This window comes from Citrobacter sp. S46_ASV_140, assembly GCF_018919545.1.
Taxonomy (GTDB): domain Bacteria; phylum Pseudomonadota; class Gammaproteobacteria; order Enterobacterales; family Enterobacteriaceae; genus Citrobacter; species Citrobacter braakii.
Genome location: NZ_JAHLRC010000083.1, coordinates 1 through 15,164 on the forward strand (window position 1 = coordinate 1; position 15,164 = coordinate 15,164).

Below are 15,164 nucleotides of genomic sequence, written 5' to 3' on the forward strand. Positions count from 1 at the left end.
TTCATAAACAGTTGAAGCGGATGCGGCGGGTGATTGCCTGGACCGGCGAACGCGAAACGCCGATCACGATATATAGTTGGGCAGGCGCCGCGACGCGCTACTTGTTGCTCAAACGCGGTGTAGTGAGTAATACCAAAATTAGCGCCACGGAAGAAGAGATCCTGCAAGGTGAGCCAGTAGTGAAGGTGGAGTCTGCCGAGCGCCATCATGCGATGGTCAACTTCTGGCGCACCACGCTTTCTTGTGTGCTGGGAACTTTATTCTGGCTATGGACCGGATGGACCTCCGGCAGCGGCGCAATGGTGATGATTGCGGTTGTCACTTCGCTGGCAATGCGTTTGCCCAACCCGCGCATGGTGGCGATAGACTTTATTTACGGTACGTTGGCGGCGTTACCGCTCGGGGCGCTCTATTTCCTGGTGATTATCCCCAATACGCAACAAAGCATGTTGTTACTGTGCCTGAGCCTGGCGGTGCTGGGGTTCTTTCTGGGTATAGAGGTACAGAAACGACGGCTGGGATCAATGGGGGCGCTGGCCAGCACTATTAATATCATCGTGCTGGATAACCCGATGACCTTCCACTTTAGCCAGTTCCTTGACAGTGCGCTGGGGCAAATTGTTGGCTGCGTGCTGGCATTTATCGTCATTTTGTTGGTGCGCGATAACTCTCGTGACAGAACGGGTCGCGTGTTGCTCAACCAGTTTGTCTCGGCGGCGGTTTCAGCGATGACCACCAACGTGGTACGTCGTAAAGAAAACCATCTCCCGGCGCTTTATCAGCAGCTGTTTTTGCTGATGAACAAATTTCCCGGCGACCTGGCGAAGTTTCGCCTGGCGCTGACGATGATCATTGCGCATCAGCGCCTGCGCGATGCGCCGATACCGGTAAACGAGGATCTATCCACGTTCCATCGCCAGCTTCGTCGCACTGCGGATCACGTGATTTCCGCAGGCAACGACGACAAGCGCCGACGCTACTTTAGCCAGTTGCTGGAAGAGCTTGAGATTTATCAGGAGAAATTAATCATCTGGCAAGCGCCACCGCAGGTGACCGAGCCGGTAAAACGACTTAGCGGGATGCTGCACAAATACCAGCATGCGCTGACCAGTAATTAAGAGTTGGAAACCGACGCTAAAGGCGTCGGTTTTTTTATGGCTATACTTACCTGAAAATGCAGGAGGTTCCTGCATATTGATGGTCTGTAGAGTGACTGGCGTCGGGATGGTGGCTATAGATGAACATCTATACATTTGATTTTGACGAGATAGAAGACCAGGGGGATTTCTACCGTGAGTTTACGCGCGCGTTCGGTCTCGCCCGGGAAAAGGTGGTTGATTTAGATTCTCTGTGGGAGGTGGTTATCGGGGACGTTTTACCGCTGCCGCTGGAGATTGAATTTGTTCATTTGCCGGACAAGTTACGCAGGCGATACGGCGCGCTGATTTTACTGTTCGATGAAGCGGAAGAAGAGCTGGAAGGACAGCTGCGCTTTAACGTTCGTCACTCAATGTAAGGCATAAAAAAGCCCCCGGCAGGCGGGGGCAAGTCGTCGGACTAGACGACGAGGGTTTATTTGTAGAGTTCTGCAGTCGCGTGCCAGTGAGCGCCTTCACGGAGTTCAGTGACGCGATAGCTGCTGGCACCCGCTTTTTCAGCTTTAGCGGCGATGGCCTGACGCATGTCCATTGGTGAGCTACCGATCTGAGATACGGAGATGCTGCCCATGGATTGCAGGTTCTGTGCTTCTTGTGAGTTCACCTGAGTCACTGCGGCGCTTGCACCGAAAGAGAGAACAGAAAGAAGGCTTAAGGTTGCAATAGTTGTTTTGATTTTCATGATATTTACCTCGTCGAATTCTTTTATTGGGGTCTGCGTTTCGTGACCCTCATCACGAAATCAAGTATACACTAATCACTCGATAAATTAATACCACGCTAATTGTTTCCATGTGGATAAAGTGTTAAGAAAAATATTTTTTATAACCAAACAGAATAAAAAATAGGGTTTTAAACATTGGTTTTATAATAAATTCAATTAAATCATTGATATATGAATTTTGGCAAAATGTGCGTTTTTAACTCTTCATATTCGCTATGTGAATGACTTTTGACGGTTAAACGCACCATTTGTTAAATCAATGACAGTAGATAATAGAGGGAGGAGGGTGGAAACAGAGGTTTTTCCCCCGCCGCGAGGCGACGGGGAGGAAGTATTACAGCTCTTGTTCAAACAGTTCCAGAATGGCTTCGTACAAATCTTTTACCGTAAAACCCTTAGCTGGGGTGGTGAAGATGGTATCGTCACCGGCAATTGTACCCAGAATACCTTCCGCTTTACCTAATGAGTCCAGCAGACGTGCAATCAACTGAGCAGCACCAGGGCTGGTATGAATAACCACAACTGCATCGTTGTAATCGATATCCAATACCAGATTTTTCAGTGGACTGGATGTTGTAGGTACCCCTAACTCTGCCGGCAGGCAGTACACCATTTCCATTTTCGCATTGCGGGTACGCACGGCGCCGAACTTGGTCAGCATGCGAGAAACCTTGGACTGATTGATATTATCAAAGCCCTGATCCTGCAACGCGAGGACGATTTCGCCCTGAGAGCTGAACTTTTCTTCTTTAAGTAGCGCTTTAAACGCCTTTACTAATTCTTCTTGTTTTGCCGAGCTTCGCATAAGTCACCCGTAATATGGCGGTAGAAACAACATTATTGTGCATACAGATGAATTTTTATGCAAACAGTCTGCCTTGTTCAAGGCTGAAATAATGTTATGAAAGAGCGGAATTTTATCAAATTTCGTTATCAAGAAACATGCCTGTGTCACGGCTCGCAAATAAGGTTAAAAGTAAATTAAATGTTATCAAATTGATGTTGTTTTGAGAGGTGGGTAGGGTATATTGTCAGCACCTGTTGGAAAGTTGCTCTACTGTGCGGGTGGTTTTGAATTACGTAACTTAGGTTTTATTTTACGTAAGTTAAATGCATAAAAGCCAAATTTGCGTGACTACGCATTCTTGACGCGTGGTTGTTGTATTCGTTGGATTTGTGAATTAAGGTCGCCGCCGCGGAGCAATAGACACTTTGCTTATCAATATAATAAGGAGTTTAGGATGAAAGTTGCAGTCCTCGGCGCTGCTGGTGGTATCGGTCAGGCGCTAGCATTACTGTTAAAAACCCAACTGCCTTCAGGTTCAGAACTCTCCCTGTACGACATCGCTCCAGTAACGCCTGGCGTGGCCGTTGATTTGAGCCATATCCCTACTGCTGTGAAAATCAAAGGCTTCAGCGGCGAAGACGCTACCCCTGCACTGGAAGGTGCTGATGTGGTACTGATCTCTGCGGGTGTCGCACGTAAACCGGGTATGGATCGTTCCGACCTGTTCAACGTTAACGCCGGTATCGTGAAGAACCTGGTGCAGCAGGTTGCTAAAACCTGCCCGAAAGCATGTATCGGTATCATCACCAACCCAGTGAACACGACCGTTGCTATCGCTGCAGAAGTGCTGAAAAAAGCAGGCGTATACGATAAGAACAAACTGTTTGGCGTGACCACGCTGGACATCATCCGCTCCAACACCTTTGTTGCGGAACTGAAAGGCAAGCAGCCTGGTGACGTTGAAGTCCCGGTTATTGGCGGCCACTCTGGCGTGACCATTCTCCCGCTGTTGTCACAAATCCCTGGCGTGAGCTTCACTGAGCAAGAAGCGGCTGACCTGACCAAACGTATCCAGAATGCGGGTACTGAAGTTGTGGAAGCTAAAGCCGGTGGCGGATCTGCAACCCTGTCTATGGGTCAGGCTGCAGCACGTTTCGGCCTGTCACTGGTTCGCGCGCTGAGCGGCGAAAAAGGCGTGGTTGAATGTGCTTACGTTGAAGGCGACGGCCAGTATGCTCGCTTCTTCTCTCAGCCGCTGCTGTTGGGTAAAAACGGCGTAGAAGAACGCCAGTCTATCGGCAAGCTGAGCGCATTTGAGCAGAGCTCGCTGGAAGGTATGCTGGATACGCTGAAGAAAGATATCACCCTGGGTGAAGAGTTCGTTAAATAACGCCTTTATGTAGGCAGGATGGCGGTGTTTAACGCTTTATCCGTCCTACAAATATCGCGAATTTGACGCATAAAAAAACCGGAGCTATCTCCGGTTTTTTTACATCATTTCGTTTGTGATTTAGTTTGTAGCCGGGTATTCCTGAATCGTTACCTGCAGCGTCAACTGCTTGTCATCACGCATCACGACAACAGAGATAACCGAACCAGGGCGAATCTCTGCCACCTGGTCCATGGTCTCCAGCGCAGATACTGCCGGTTTGTTATTGACCGAAATAATCAGATCGTTAACCTGAATTCCTGCCTGCGCAGCCGGACCGTCTGGGGCCACTTCGTTAACCACAATCCCCTGAATTTGATCCATCCCGCCGCCCTGGGCGTGCAGCGGCGCAATTTCGCGACCGCTGATGCCGATGTAGCCACGAATCACGCGCCCGTCACGAATCAGCTTATCCATGATTTTGGTTGCCAACTGAAACGGAATAGCAAAGCCGATCCCTTCCGGGGTTTCGCCATCGTTGCTCTTATCAAATGACAGCGTGTTAATACCCATTAACTCGCCCAGCGAGTTGACCAGCGCGCCGCCGGAGTTGCCGTGGTTGATGGAGGCATCCGTTTGCAGGAAGTTTTGCCGTCCAGTCGGGTTCAGGCCAATACGACCGGTGGCGCTGATAATCCCCTGAGTGATGGTTTGCCCAAGGTTGTACGGGTTACCAATGGCGAGGACGACATCGCCGATGTGCGGCACGCGTTTGTTATTAATTGGAATTGTCGGCAGTCCGCCAGTCGCGTTGATTTTCAGCACCGCAAGATCGGTTAATGTATCAGAACCCACTAGCAGCGCTTCGAATACACGCCCATCCTGCAACGCGACGATGATTTGGTCGGCATCATTAATGACGTGCTTATTGGTAATGATATAGCCGCGCTGATCCATGATAACGCCTGAGCCGAGTGTGCGGATCTCAAGCTGGTTATGCGCTGTGCTGTTCATACTACGGTTATAAACGTTAACGACGGCAGGCGCTGCACGGCGAACCGCCGGGTTATAGCTGGCGGGCGTTTCATCTGCACTGTCGAACTGTGGCGCGGTAAGCGTATTTATTTTTCGCAGAGAGGGCATCGCGGCCAGCAGAATAGCGCCGACGATTAAACCAATCGCGACCGAACGTAAAAGCTTCACAAACATGATGGCGGCGTCATTAATAAAGGGAACGGCAGCAGCATATCACGAGTTTACCGGACATCACACGGGGGGCTGATGTCCGGTTGCATGCGTTAACGCAGGAGCAGGTAAATACTCTCGTTACCACGAACTACCTGCAGAGCGATGATCGACGGTTTCGTTTCCAGCACTTTACGCATTTCGGCGATCGAGTTTACACGATCGCGGTTAACGCCAATGATAACGTCATCTTTATGCAGACCGGCCTGCGCGGCTGGGCTACTTTTTTCAACGTTATCAATTTTGATGCCTTTGGTGCCGTCTTTAAGCTGACCGTCACTGAGCGTAGCCCCTTGCAACGCAGGAGCAATCATCTCCGCGCTGGCGGACGATGATGTACTGGTATCCAGGGTTACTTCAACCTCCAGCGGTTTACCGTTACGCAGCAGGCCCAGTTTGACTTTGGTCCCTGGTTCGGTTGTCGCTATGCGTGAACGCAGTTCGGCGAAGCTGTTGAGCGGTTTGCCGTTGAGGCTGGTAATGACATCACCAGACTTCACACCTGCTTTTGCGGAGCCAGAGTTAGGCAGAACCTCGCTGACAAACGCGCCGCGCTGCACGTCCAGTTTGAACGCTTTGGCGATATCGGCGGTCATTTCGGTGCCTTTAATTCCCAGCAGACCACGTTTGATTTCACCAAACTGCATCAGTTGCTGCGCCAGCGTGCGTGCCATATTGCTCGGGATCGCAAAACCAATACCGATGCTACCGCCGCCGGGGGCCAGAATCGCGGTGTTAATGCCAATCAGCTCACCATTGAGGTTTAGCAACGCGCCGCCGGAGTTACCCCGGTTGATGGAAGCGTCGGTCTGAATAAAGTTTTCCAGACCTTCCAGGTTCAACCCGCTGCGACCCAAAGCCGATACGATGCCGGAGGTGGCCGTTTGCCCCAAACCAAACGGGTTACCCACGGCCACCGCGAAATCACCGACGCGGAGTTTGTCGGAGTCGGCAATGGCAATTTGCGTCAGGTTGCTGGGGTGTTGAATTTGCAGCAGAGCGATATCGCTCTGGTCGTCGCTGCCGATAAGCTTAGCGTCGAACTCACGGCCATCGTTAAGCTGGACGCTGATTTTTTGCGCCTGATTGATGACGTGATTATTGGTCAGGACGTAGCCTTTGGCGGCATCAATGATGACCCCGGAACCCAGCCCTTCAAAAGGTTGTGCAGGTTGATCGGGAAGTTCATCACCAAAAAACTTTTTGAACTCTTCCGGGACTTTCTGCCCCTGAGTGGCGGTGCCTTCGACCCTTACGCTCACCACGGCAGGTAACACTTTCTCCAGCATCGGGGCGAGGCTGGGGAGCGCAGCCTGACCGGGAACCTGGCCGGGAATCGACGCTGCGGCTGGGAATGGCGCCGAGAGAGTTAACCCGACACTTAACGCTAATGCACTCAACAGCTGGGTTTGTTTTTTCATGGATCCTGCTCTCGTACCTTGAGTAAACGGAAGATGATTCAAAACAATTTGATGTTATTGAATTTTCGGTTTGGTCACAATGAGGCTAACGACTAAATAATAGCTGGGACAGGAAGAGAAGCGGAGGGCGCAATTGCTGCGCCCAATAAATTTCTTAACGATGTGCAGTTAGTCGCGCTTTGCGCCACTACGCAGCAGGCCAGATGCGCCTTCAGAATAGTCACGCGGCATCTGAACCGGCGCCTGATCGTTACCCGCTTCGGATTCTGCCAGACGATTACGGAACGGATTATTTTCCGGTGACATACCCGGCAGCAGGTTGCTGGAGCTTTTCGCCATATGCTGGTAGATCTGACGATAATCGTCCGCCATGTTATCCAGCAGTTCAGCGCTGCGGGCAAAGTGGCTCACCAGCTCTTCGCGGTACTCTTCCAGCTCAGCTTTATTTTTTTCCAGTTCGTACTGCAATGCCTGCTGTTGGCGTAATTTACGATTACCAAAACGCATGGCTACAGCACCAATAATGATACCGACGACTAACCCAATTAGCGCATATTCCCAGGTCATGAACATCTCCCGTTGTCTTGTGTTTCCGTAGGGTGTTGGCTTTAGGCTCCATGCCTGCGCCTGATTATGCCACTATAACCGCTAATCCCGTAGAAGTGGAATCCCGTGTTTATATCACGTAATGTAGAACGGCCTTTTTTTCGTCAACCGTGAGCGACGGCACATCGATTCTCAAGGAATAACAATAACATCATGCAAAGCCTTTCCCCGACATCGCGTTACCAGCAAGCCCTCAAAGACGGCAGTCATCAGCCCGACAACGTACAACAAGAAGCAGTGAATCGACTGGAAACAATTTTCCAGGCGCTTTCGACGCCAGCACGTCCTGCGCCGCAGGAGAGCGGACTGATGGCGCGTTTTGGCAAATTGCTGGGAAAGCGTGAGTCACCGACCAACGCGCCAGTGCGTGGTCTGTATATGTGGGGCGGAGTCGGGCGAGGAAAAACGTGGCTGATGGATCTGTTCTACCATAGCCTGCCGGGCGGGCGTAAACAGCGTTTGCACTTTCATCGTTTTATGCTGCGCGTCCATGAAGAGCTTACGGCCCTGCAGGGGCAGAGCGATCCGCTGGAGATCATTGCCGACCGCTTTAAGGCTGAAACGGACGTGCTGTGCTTTGACGAATTTTTTGTTTCTGACATCACCGACGCCATGCTGCTCGGCGGTCTGATGAAGGCGCTGTTTGCCCGTGGTATTACGCTGGTGGCAACCTCCAATATTCCGCCTGATGAGCTGTATCGCAACGGTTTGCAACGCACGCGTTTTCTTCCTGCCATTGATGCCATCAAACAGCATTGTGACATCATGAATGTCGATGCTGGCGTCGATTATCGTCTGCGCACCTTAACGCAGGCGCATTTGTGGTTGTCGCCACTGAATGAGGAAACCCGCCAGCAGATGGACAAGCTGTGGCTGGCATTAGCGGGAACGAAAGGTGAACACGCTCCGACGCTGGAGATCAATCATCGTCCGATGCAGACGCTGGCCGTCGAAAACCAAACGCTGGCGGTGTCGTTCACCACGCTCTGTGTCGATGCGCGTAGTCAGCATGACTACATTGCGCTATCGCGTCTGTTTCATACGGTGCTGTTGTCTGATGTGCCGGTCATGACGACGCTGATGGAGAGCGAGGCGCGGCGTTTTATCGCACTGGTGGATGAGTTCTACGAACGCCACGTTAAGCTGGTGGTCAGTGCGGCCTCACCACTTTATGAAATTTATCAGGGCGAGCGTCTGAAGTTTGAATTTCAGCGTTGTTTGTCACGTTTGCAGGAGATGCAAAGCGAAGAGTATCTGAAGCGGGAACATTTAGCCGGTTAAACCTGCCGCAAATCACATAAAGGGGTCGATCTTTGACCCTGACTTCTCTATAATCTTGCGACCCCACGTTACGAGAGAGTTTTTTTCCCAAAACTTTCTATGCGCCGGCATAGGCTATTCGAAGGGGTAGGTTTGCTGGACAATGTCGTGTGAACCTCAACTGACAAAACGTTTGGGTGTTCACCAACGTGTAACTTATTTATTTGGGTAAGCTTTTAATGAAAACTTTTACAGCTAAACCAGAAACCGTAAAACGCGACTGGTATGTTGTTGACGCGACCGGTAAAACTCTGGGCCGTCTGGCTTCCGAACTGGCTCTGCGCCTGCGCGGTAAGCACAAAGCGGAATATACTCCGCACGTAGATACCGGTGATTACATCATCGTTCTGAACGCTGACAAAGTTGCTGTAACTGGCAACAAGCGTACTGACAAAGTGTACTATCACCACACCGGTCACATCGGCGGTATCAAACAAGCGACCTTTGAAGAGATGATTGCTCGCCGTCCTGAGCGTGTGCTTGAAATCGCGGTTAAAGGCATGCTGCCAAAAGGCCCGCTGGGTCGTGCTATGTTCCGTAAACTGAAAGTTTACGCTGGCAACGAGCACAACCACGCGGCACAGCAACCGCAAGTTCTTGACATCTAATCGGGATTATAGGCAATGGCTGAAAATCAATACTACGGCACTGGTCGCCGCAAAAGTTCCGCAGCTCGCGTTTTCATCAAACCGGGCAGTGGTAAAATCGTAATCAACCAACGTTCTCTGGAACAGTACTTCGGTCGTGAAACTGCCCGCATGGTAGTTCGTCAGCCGCTGGAACTGGTCGACATGGTTGAGAAACTGGATCTGTACATCACTGTTAAAGGTGGTGGTATCTCTGGTCAGGCTGGTGCGATCCGTCACGGTATCACCCGCGCTCTGATGGAGTACGACGAATCCCTGCGTGGCGAACTGCGTAAAGCTGGCTTCGTTACCCGTGATGCTCGTCAGGTTGAACGTAAGAAAGTCGGTCTGCGTAAAGCACGTCGTCGTCCTCAGTTCTCCAAACGTTAATTGTACTCTGCTTCGGCAGACGACAATTTGCGAAAAAACCCGCTTCGGCGGGTTTTTTTATCGTTACTGCTCTCCGTATAACCACGGTAATCCGCTGATTGCCACCTCTTTTTCCCCATTTCAAGAATCGACTCACCACAAAGGTCACAAAATCTGGTAAACTATCATCCAATTTTCTGCCCAAATGTCCGGTATCGTTCATTTTTTGTTTGTATTTTGAACAGTAATGGCTTTCCCGAATATGGGTGACATCACTTCTGGCTGGCCACTTAGTGGCTGGTAGCAGTAAAAATTCTGAATATACCTGGAGGTTTTCATGGCTGTCGCTGCCAACAAACGTTCGGTAATGACGCTGTTTTCTGGTCCTACTGACATCTATAGCCATCAGGTCCGCATTGTGCTGGCTGAGAAAGGTGTTAGTTTCGAGATTGAGCATGTGGAGAAGGACAATCCACCGCAGGATCTGATCGACCTCAACCCGAATCAGAGCGTACCGACACTGGTGGATCGTGAGCTGACCCTGTGGGAATCTCGCATCATTATGGAATACCTGGATGAGCGCTTCCCGCATCCGCCGCTGATGCCGGTTTACCCGGTTGCGCGTGGTGAAAGCCGCCTGTACATGCAGCGTATTGAAAAAGACTGGTACACGCTGATGAACGTCATCGTGAACGGTTCTGCTTCTGAAGCCGAAGTCGCGCGTAAGCGTCTGCGCGAAGAACTGCTGGCAATTGCACCAGTATTTGGCCAGAAACCTTACTTCCTGAGCGACGAGTTCAGCCTGGTAGACTGCTACCTGGCGCCGCTGCTGTGGCGTTTACCGCAGCTGGGCATTGAATTCAACGGTGCAGGTTCGAAAGAACTGAAAGGGTACATGACTCGCGTCTTTGAACGTGATTCTTTCCTGGCTTCTCTGACTGAGCCTGAACGTGAAATGCGTCTGGGCCGGGGTTAACCTGTATGGATTTGCCACAGCTAACACCACGCCGTCCGTATCTGCTGCGCGCATTCTATGAGTGGTTGTTAGACAACCAGCTTACGCCGCACCTGGTGGTGGATGTGACGCTTCAGGACGTGCAGGTTCCTATGGAATATGCGCGTGATGGGCAAATTGTTCTGAATATCGCACCGCGTGCGGTGGGTAACCTGGAACTGGCTAACGATGAAGTGCGCTTTAACGCGCGCTTCGGTGGTGTGCCGCGTCAGGTTTCTGTACCGCTGGCGGCAGTTCTGGCAATTTATGCTCGTGAAAATGGCGCCGGTACTATGTTCGAGCCGGAAGCCGCCTACGACGAAGATGTCGCCAGCTTAAATGATGACGACAACGACGCACCTGGTTTTGAGAGTGAAACGGTCATGTCGGTCATTGATGGCGATAAGCCTGACAATGGCGAGGACAACGATCCGGATGACACTCCGCCGCCGCCTCGCGGTGGGCGTCCAGCGCTACGCGTAGTGAAATAAAAAAACAGGCCCTTTGGGGCCTGTTCTGTTTTCTGCCTTCGGGATCAGTAAAACAGCGTGATGGTGGCTATCATATTGACCACAAATCCCACCGCCATCGGAATGGCCGTACGTTTTACCACCTCAAAGGGCGATACGCCCGCAATACCTGATGTCACCACAATGACCGCTGTAATGGGGGATACCGCCCGGGCCAGCGTAGTAGCAAAATGCATCGGCATAATCATCACTACCGCAGGAATATGTAGTCCGGCGGCAATATCTGGAATCAGGCTGGCAAAAGACATAAACGGCGCGTTACCTGACCCCATGACAATCGCACAGGCGGCAATGACCACGGCCATGATGATCATCACGCCGATACCGCCAAGGCCGGAATGCTCTGCACCTTTTATTACAGCGTCGACAGTCCCGATAGTCGTCAACCCTTTCGCAAAGATCTCACCGGCGACCACCAGCGTGACAACGTTGGCAAACTGGGTTCCCATGCCATCAAAGAAGGCCTGCACGTCATCCATCGTTTCGCGCAGATTATGTTTATGCAAGAACTCGACAAACATCGTCAGCGTCATGCTCATCAGCATGACCACCACCAGATTCAGCTCTGTTTTCATTAACCCCATATGTGCCAGGGCAAGCGAGCCCAACATCAGAAGCAACGGCATGACGGGTAGAATGGCGTAATAGAGAGGTGGCACGTTTTCCAGCGTCTTTTGTTCAGCGAATCCGTTGCTTTCCGGGAATGCTTTTTTATCAAACTGCCGCTGAACGAAAAAATGTGCAATAGCGACGGCGACGATAACGCACGATGCGACGGGTAACTGATAGTGAAAGAAGTAGGTAGCGATTTTCATGCCCGCCACCTGCGCGGCAAAAATAGAGTTGGTTTCCAGAATGCCCCATTCAATTGACATTGAAGTGGCAATGACTGCCACCGCGGATAAACGGCTCACGCCAAGACTGACCAGCGTCGGGAACAGCGTCACCATCAGCAGCATGCCTAACCCGGAAGCGCTGGTGATGAACTGCGCCATGATCTGACCAATCACATAGGTGGCGGCAAGAACAACATAGGGTGAGCGGATTAGCTTAAGCGGGCGGCTTAACAGGCTAACCATCGCTCTGCTGGCCCCCATCCTGTCCATATAACGGGCATAACCACCTACTGCCATGATTGATAACCCTAGTCCGGCCGCCCGATTGGAAAGCATACGCAGAATTTCGTTGTAAATATCGACCAGTAGATAGCCGCTGCTCTTGTCGTTAGCGACCAGCGCGCCGTAGCCTAGCCAGACGCCGCAGATCATCAGGAAGATCCCCGCGGCTGCCAGCACTACCTGCGGTTTGTAGTTTTTGAGGATCAGGTAACCCATCGTTAATAAAACGATGACAGAGATAATGATGCCGAACATTGTTTCACTCCATGCCAGAGAAGAAGATAAATCCGGTAATAACGCTGTTGTCCAAACGGATGTTATATTTTTTCGGGCGATTTTTATGGAGTGAATATCTTATTTTTAATTCGATGTTTAAATTATTTATCGTTATAAAATAGATGGTTATGATAATTTATCACGTTCATATTCATAAATTTCACGAAGCGAATATGATTGTTTTCAATTAAAGATAAGCTGAATGTTTTAGCGTAACAAAATATCCGGATGCGTTAGACCGCCAATAAGCCCGACAGTCTGATTGACCATCATTTCACCCTGCTTTCGATCCTGTGTTAGGATAAACCCGCTGTTATTTGTCACCACGACTTAGCTGAATGGGCCCTATGAACGCATTTGATTCGCAAGCTGAAGACTCTCCATCCACCATTGGCCGTAGCTTACGCAACCGCCCGCTGGCGCGTAAAAAGCTGTCTGAAATGGTTGAAGAAGAACTGGAGCAGATGATTCGTCGTCGGGAATTTGGCGAGGGCGAACAGTTACCGTCTGAGCGGGAGCTGATGGCCTTCTTTAACGTGGGCCGTCCTTCTGTACGAGAAGCGCTGGCAGCGTTAAAACGCAAAGGTCTGGTGCAAATCAACAATGGCGAGCGCGCCCGCGTTTCGCGTCCTTCAGCTGATACCATTATCAGCGAGCTGTCCGGTATGGCGAAAGATTTCCTCGCGCATCCCGGCGGCATTGCCCACTTCGAACAGCTGCGACTGTTCTTTGAATCCAGCCTGGTACGATACGCCGCAGAACATGCGACGGATGAGCAAATCGACAGACTGGCGAAAGCACTGGAGATCAACAGCCAGTCGCTCGATGACAATACGCTGTTCATTCGCTCGGACGTTGATTTTCACCGCATACTGGCGGAGATCCCGGGCAATCCCATCTTTATGGCTATCCATGTTGCGCTGTTAGACTGGCTGATTGCCGCCCGTCCGACCGTAGCCGACCAAGAGTTGTATGAGCACAATAACGTGAGTTATCAGCAGCATATCGCTATTGTCGACGCGATTCGTCAGCGCGACCCTGAGGAAGCTGACCGCGCACTGCAAGAACATCTCAACAGCGTTTCCGCAACCTGGCACGCCTTTAGCAAAAGTAAAAAATTGCGTAAGTAATCGCGATCCTGACGATCGTTTAGTGAGGCAGATCGCACTATAAGCGTTCTGTATTGTATTGCTGCTTATTTGATCTGGTATAACAGGTATAAAGGTATGCAGTCAGATAACACTAATCATCATCAGAGGTAGCTATGGCAAGAGATTTAAAAGGCGTAATGCCAGCGTTGTTAACCCCATTCGATAGCCAACAGCGACTGGACATTGAGAGCCTGCGCCGCCTGGTGCGTTTCAACATTGGGCAAGGGATCGACGGGCTCTATGTCGGTGGGTCTACGGGTGAGGCATTTGTCCAAAACCGCGTTGAGAGAGAGCAGGTACTGGAAATTGTTGCCGAAGAAGCGAAAGGCAAGGTGACGCTGATCGCTCACGTTGGCACAGTGAGTACCGAAGAGAGCCAACAGCTGGCGAGTGCCGCGCATCGCTACGGCTTTGATGCGGTTTCAGCCGTCACACCGTTTTACTATCCGTTCAGCTTTGAAGAGCACTGCGATCACTACCGTGCAATTATTGATTCCGCTGATGGCTTGCCGATGGTGGTCTATAACATCCCGGCGCTGAGCGGCGTAAAACTGACGCTGGATCAGATCAACACGCTGGTGACGTTGCCGGGCGTTGGCGCGCTGAAGCAAACCTCAGGCGATCTCTATCAGATGGAACAGATCCGCCGCGCTCACCCCGATCTGGTGCTTTATAACGGCTATGACGAGATCTTCGCTTCTGGTCTGCTGGCGGGCGCAGATGGCGGTATCGGTAGCACTTACAACATTATGGGATGGCGTTATCAGGGAATTGTGAAAGCGCTCAAAGAAGGCGACATCCAGACGGCGCAAAAGCTGCAAACCGAGTGCAATAAGGTTATCGATCTGCTCATTAAGGTTGGCGTGTTCCGCGGCCTGAAGACGGTATTGCACTATATGGACGTGGTTTCTGTTCCGCTGTGCCGTAAACCATTTGCCCCGGTAGATGAACAATATCTGCCGGAACTGAAAGCGCTGGCCCAGCAATTAATGCTGGAACGCGACTGATCGGACGCCGGATAGCACAATGCTTATCCGGCCTGCAAAAACAAGACTCGTAGGCCGGATAAGGCGAATCCGCCATCCGGCACCACAACGAAAATAAAGATCGTCGGGAGAGTAAAATGAGTACTTCTACCCAGAGCATCCCGTGGTATCGCCATCTCAATCGGGCACAATGGCGGGCATTTTCTGCCGCCTGGCTGGGATATTTGCTTGATGGTTTTGATTTTGTATTAATCGCCCTTGTGCTGACGGAAGTACAAGGCGAATTCGGACTGACGACGGTGCAGGCGGCCAGTCTGATCTCGGCCGCTTTTATCTCCCGCTGGTTTGGCGGGTTAATGCTGGGCGCGATGGGCGACCGTTATGGACGCCGCCTGGCGATGGTCACCAGTATCATTCTGTTCTCTGTGGGGACGCTGGCCTGCGGCTTCGCGCCGGGCTACACCACCATGTTTATCGCCCGCCTG

The 15,164-nt window shown here is 51.3% G+C and carries 17 protein-coding genes; 11 read left to right on the top strand and 6 right to left on the bottom strand.

Annotated features, from left to right (window positions below; translation table 11 throughout):
• Positions 1–1,118, top strand: a 1,118-nt coding sequence (locus tag KQJ19_RS17490) for an FUSC family protein (protein WP_216403915.1), incomplete at its 5' end; no start/stop codon positions are given.
• A 119-nt stretch (positions 1,119–1,237) separates the two neighbouring features.
• Entirely contained in the window at positions 1,238–1,516 is a 279-nt protein-coding gene (locus KQJ19_RS17495) for a barnase inhibitor (RefSeq protein ID WP_016154709.1), read from the top strand.
• A 56-nt stretch (positions 1,517–1,572) separates the two neighbouring features.
• Here the strand turns inward: KQJ19_RS17495 and yhcN are convergent, their stop codons facing one another.
• Both yhcN and argR read right to left on the bottom strand, forming a co-directional pair.
• Positions 1,573–1,839, bottom strand: a complete 267-nt coding sequence (gene yhcN, locus KQJ19_RS17500) for a peroxide/acid stress response protein YhcN (RefSeq protein WP_003025165.1) — start codon at positions 1,837–1,839, stop codon at positions 1,573–1,575.
• A gap of 376 nt (positions 1,840–2,215) precedes the next feature.
• The gene (argR, locus tag KQJ19_RS17505; RefSeq protein WP_003025162.1) at positions 2,216–2,686 is read right to left on the bottom strand and encodes a transcriptional regulator ArgR; all 471 of its coding nucleotides are present in this window, start codon (positions 2,684–2,686) and stop codon (positions 2,216–2,218) included.
• Between the two features lie 436 nt (positions 2,687–3,122).
• Here argR and mdh point away from each other — a divergent pair, with 436 nt between their 5' ends.
• A complete protein-coding gene (mdh, locus tag KQJ19_RS17510; RefSeq protein ID WP_008785953.1) occupies positions 3,123–4,058 on the top strand; it encodes a malate dehydrogenase in 936 nt (311 codons plus the stop codon).
• 120 nt (positions 4,059–4,178) lie between these two features.
• Here mdh and degS read toward each other — a convergent pair whose 3' ends face one another.
• The 3 genes from degS to zapG form a co-directional block, all read right to left on the bottom strand.
• A complete protein-coding gene (gene degS / locus KQJ19_RS17515; protein ID WP_003025154.1) occupies positions 4,179–5,246 on the bottom strand; it encodes an outer membrane-stress sensor serine endopeptidase DegS in 1,068 nt (355 codons plus the stop codon).
• Between the two features lie 89 nt (positions 5,247–5,335).
• Positions 5,336–6,703: a serine endoprotease DegQ gene (gene degQ, locus KQJ19_RS17520; RefSeq protein ID WP_216403916.1), complete on the bottom strand. Its 1,368-nt coding sequence runs from the start codon at positions 6,701–6,703 to the stop codon at positions 5,336–5,338.
• A gap of 168 nt (positions 6,704–6,871) precedes the next feature.
• Positions 6,872–7,270: a Z-ring associated protein ZapG gene (gene zapG, locus KQJ19_RS17525; RefSeq protein ID WP_003025147.1), complete on the bottom strand. Its 399-nt coding sequence runs from the start codon at positions 7,268–7,270 to the stop codon at positions 6,872–6,874.
• 192 nt (positions 7,271–7,462) lie between these two features.
• On the opposite strand from zapG, the gene zapE reads away from it, so the two are divergent.
• The 5 genes from zapE (at position 7,463) to sspB (ending at position 11,109) form a co-directional block, all read left to right on the top strand.
• Positions 7,463–8,590, top strand: a complete 1,128-nt coding sequence (gene zapE / locus KQJ19_RS17530; RefSeq protein ID WP_019077797.1) for a cell division protein ZapE — start codon at positions 7,463–7,465, stop codon at positions 8,588–8,590.
• 218 nt (positions 8,591–8,808) lie between these two features.
• Positions 8,809–9,237, top strand: coding sequence for a 50S ribosomal protein L13 (rplM, locus tag KQJ19_RS17535; RefSeq protein WP_003025141.1), 429 nt, complete (start codon positions 8,809–8,811; stop codon positions 9,235–9,237).
• Positions 9,238–9,252: 15 nt separating this feature from the next.
• A complete protein-coding gene (rpsI, locus tag KQJ19_RS17540; RefSeq protein ID WP_003025138.1) occupies positions 9,253–9,645 on the top strand; it encodes a 30S ribosomal protein S9 in 393 nt (130 codons plus the stop codon).
• Between the two features lie 316 nt (positions 9,646–9,961).
• On the top strand, positions 9,962–10,600 hold the full coding sequence (gene sspA / locus KQJ19_RS17545; protein WP_003025132.1) for a stringent starvation protein SspA: 639 nt from the start codon (positions 9,962–9,964) through the stop codon (positions 10,598–10,600).
• Positions 10,601–10,605: 5 nt separating this feature from the next.
• Complete coding sequence (gene sspB, locus KQJ19_RS17550) at positions 10,606–11,109, top strand: ClpXP protease specificity-enhancing factor (RefSeq protein WP_200052110.1); 504 nt, start codon at positions 10,606–10,608, stop codon at positions 11,107–11,109.
• A 44-nt stretch (positions 11,110–11,153) separates the two neighbouring features.
• Here the strand turns inward: sspB and dcuC are convergent, their stop codons facing one another.
• Positions 11,154–12,521 carry an anaerobic C4-dicarboxylate transporter DcuC gene (dcuC, locus tag KQJ19_RS17555; RefSeq protein ID WP_019077796.1) on the bottom strand — a complete coding sequence of 456 codons (1,368 nt, stop codon included), beginning with the start codon at positions 12,519–12,521 and terminating at the stop codon, positions 11,154–11,156.
• Between the two features lie 359 nt (positions 12,522–12,880).
• Here dcuC and nanR point away from each other — a divergent pair, with 359 nt between their 5' ends.
• The 3 genes from nanR to KQJ19_RS17570 form a co-directional block, all read left to right on the top strand.
• Positions 12,881–13,672 (top strand): transcriptional regulator NanR, encoded by a 792-nt coding sequence (gene nanR / locus KQJ19_RS17560; RefSeq protein WP_016154704.1) that lies wholly within the window; start codon positions 12,881–12,883, stop codon positions 13,670–13,672.
• Between the two features lie 134 nt (positions 13,673–13,806).
• On the top strand, positions 13,807–14,700 hold the full coding sequence (nanA, locus tag KQJ19_RS17565) for an N-acetylneuraminate lyase (RefSeq protein WP_181635169.1): 894 nt from the start codon (positions 13,807–13,809) through the stop codon (positions 14,698–14,700).
• 116 nt (positions 14,701–14,816) lie between these two features.
• Positions 14,817–15,164 (top strand): MFS transporter (locus KQJ19_RS17570; RefSeq protein WP_216403917.1); only part of this gene is annotated, 348 nt, incomplete at its 3' end.

Bases quoted from the DNA above. Each gene is read 5' to 3' on its own strand.
- KQJ19_RS17495 (WP_016154709.1), top strand. From the start codon at position 1,238: ATGAACATCTATACATTTGATTTTGACGAGATAGAAGACCAGGGGGAT.
- yhcN (WP_003025165.1), bottom strand. From the start codon at position 1,839: ATGAAAATCAAAACAACTATTGCAACCTTAAGCCTTCTTTCTGTTCTC.
- argR (WP_003025162.1), bottom strand. From the start codon at position 2,686: ATGCGAAGCTCGGCAAAACAAGAAGAATTAGTAAAGGCGTTTAAAGCG.
- mdh (WP_008785953.1), top strand. From the start codon at position 3,123: ATGAAAGTTGCAGTCCTCGGCGCTGCTGGTGGTATCGGTCAGGCGCTA.
- degS (WP_003025154.1), bottom strand. From the start codon at position 5,246: ATGTTTGTGAAGCTTTTACGTTCGGTCGCGATTGGTTTAATCGTCGGC.
- degQ (WP_216403916.1), bottom strand. From the start codon at position 6,703: ATGAAAAAACAAACCCAGCTGTTGAGTGCATTAGCGTTAAGTGTCGGG.
- zapG (WP_003025147.1), bottom strand. From the start codon at position 7,270: ATGACCTGGGAATATGCGCTAATTGGGTTAGTCGTCGGTATCATTATT.
- zapE (WP_019077797.1), top strand. From the start codon at position 7,463: ATGCAAAGCCTTTCCCCGACATCGCGTTACCAGCAAGCCCTCAAAGAC.
- rplM (WP_003025141.1), top strand. From the start codon at position 8,809: ATGAAAACTTTTACAGCTAAACCAGAAACCGTAAAACGCGACTGGTAT.
- rpsI (WP_003025138.1), top strand. From the start codon at position 9,253: ATGGCTGAAAATCAATACTACGGCACTGGTCGCCGCAAAAGTTCCGCA.
- sspA (WP_003025132.1), top strand. From the start codon at position 9,962: ATGGCTGTCGCTGCCAACAAACGTTCGGTAATGACGCTGTTTTCTGGT.
- sspB (WP_200052110.1), top strand. From the start codon at position 10,606: ATGGATTTGCCACAGCTAACACCACGCCGTCCGTATCTGCTGCGCGCA.
- dcuC (WP_019077796.1), bottom strand. From the start codon at position 12,521: ATGTTCGGCATCATTATCTCTGTCATCGTTTTATTAACGATGGGTTAC.
- nanR (WP_016154704.1), top strand. From the start codon at position 12,881: ATGGGCCCTATGAACGCATTTGATTCGCAAGCTGAAGACTCTCCATCC.
- nanA (WP_181635169.1), top strand. From the start codon at position 13,807: ATGGCAAGAGATTTAAAAGGCGTAATGCCAGCGTTGTTAACCCCATTC.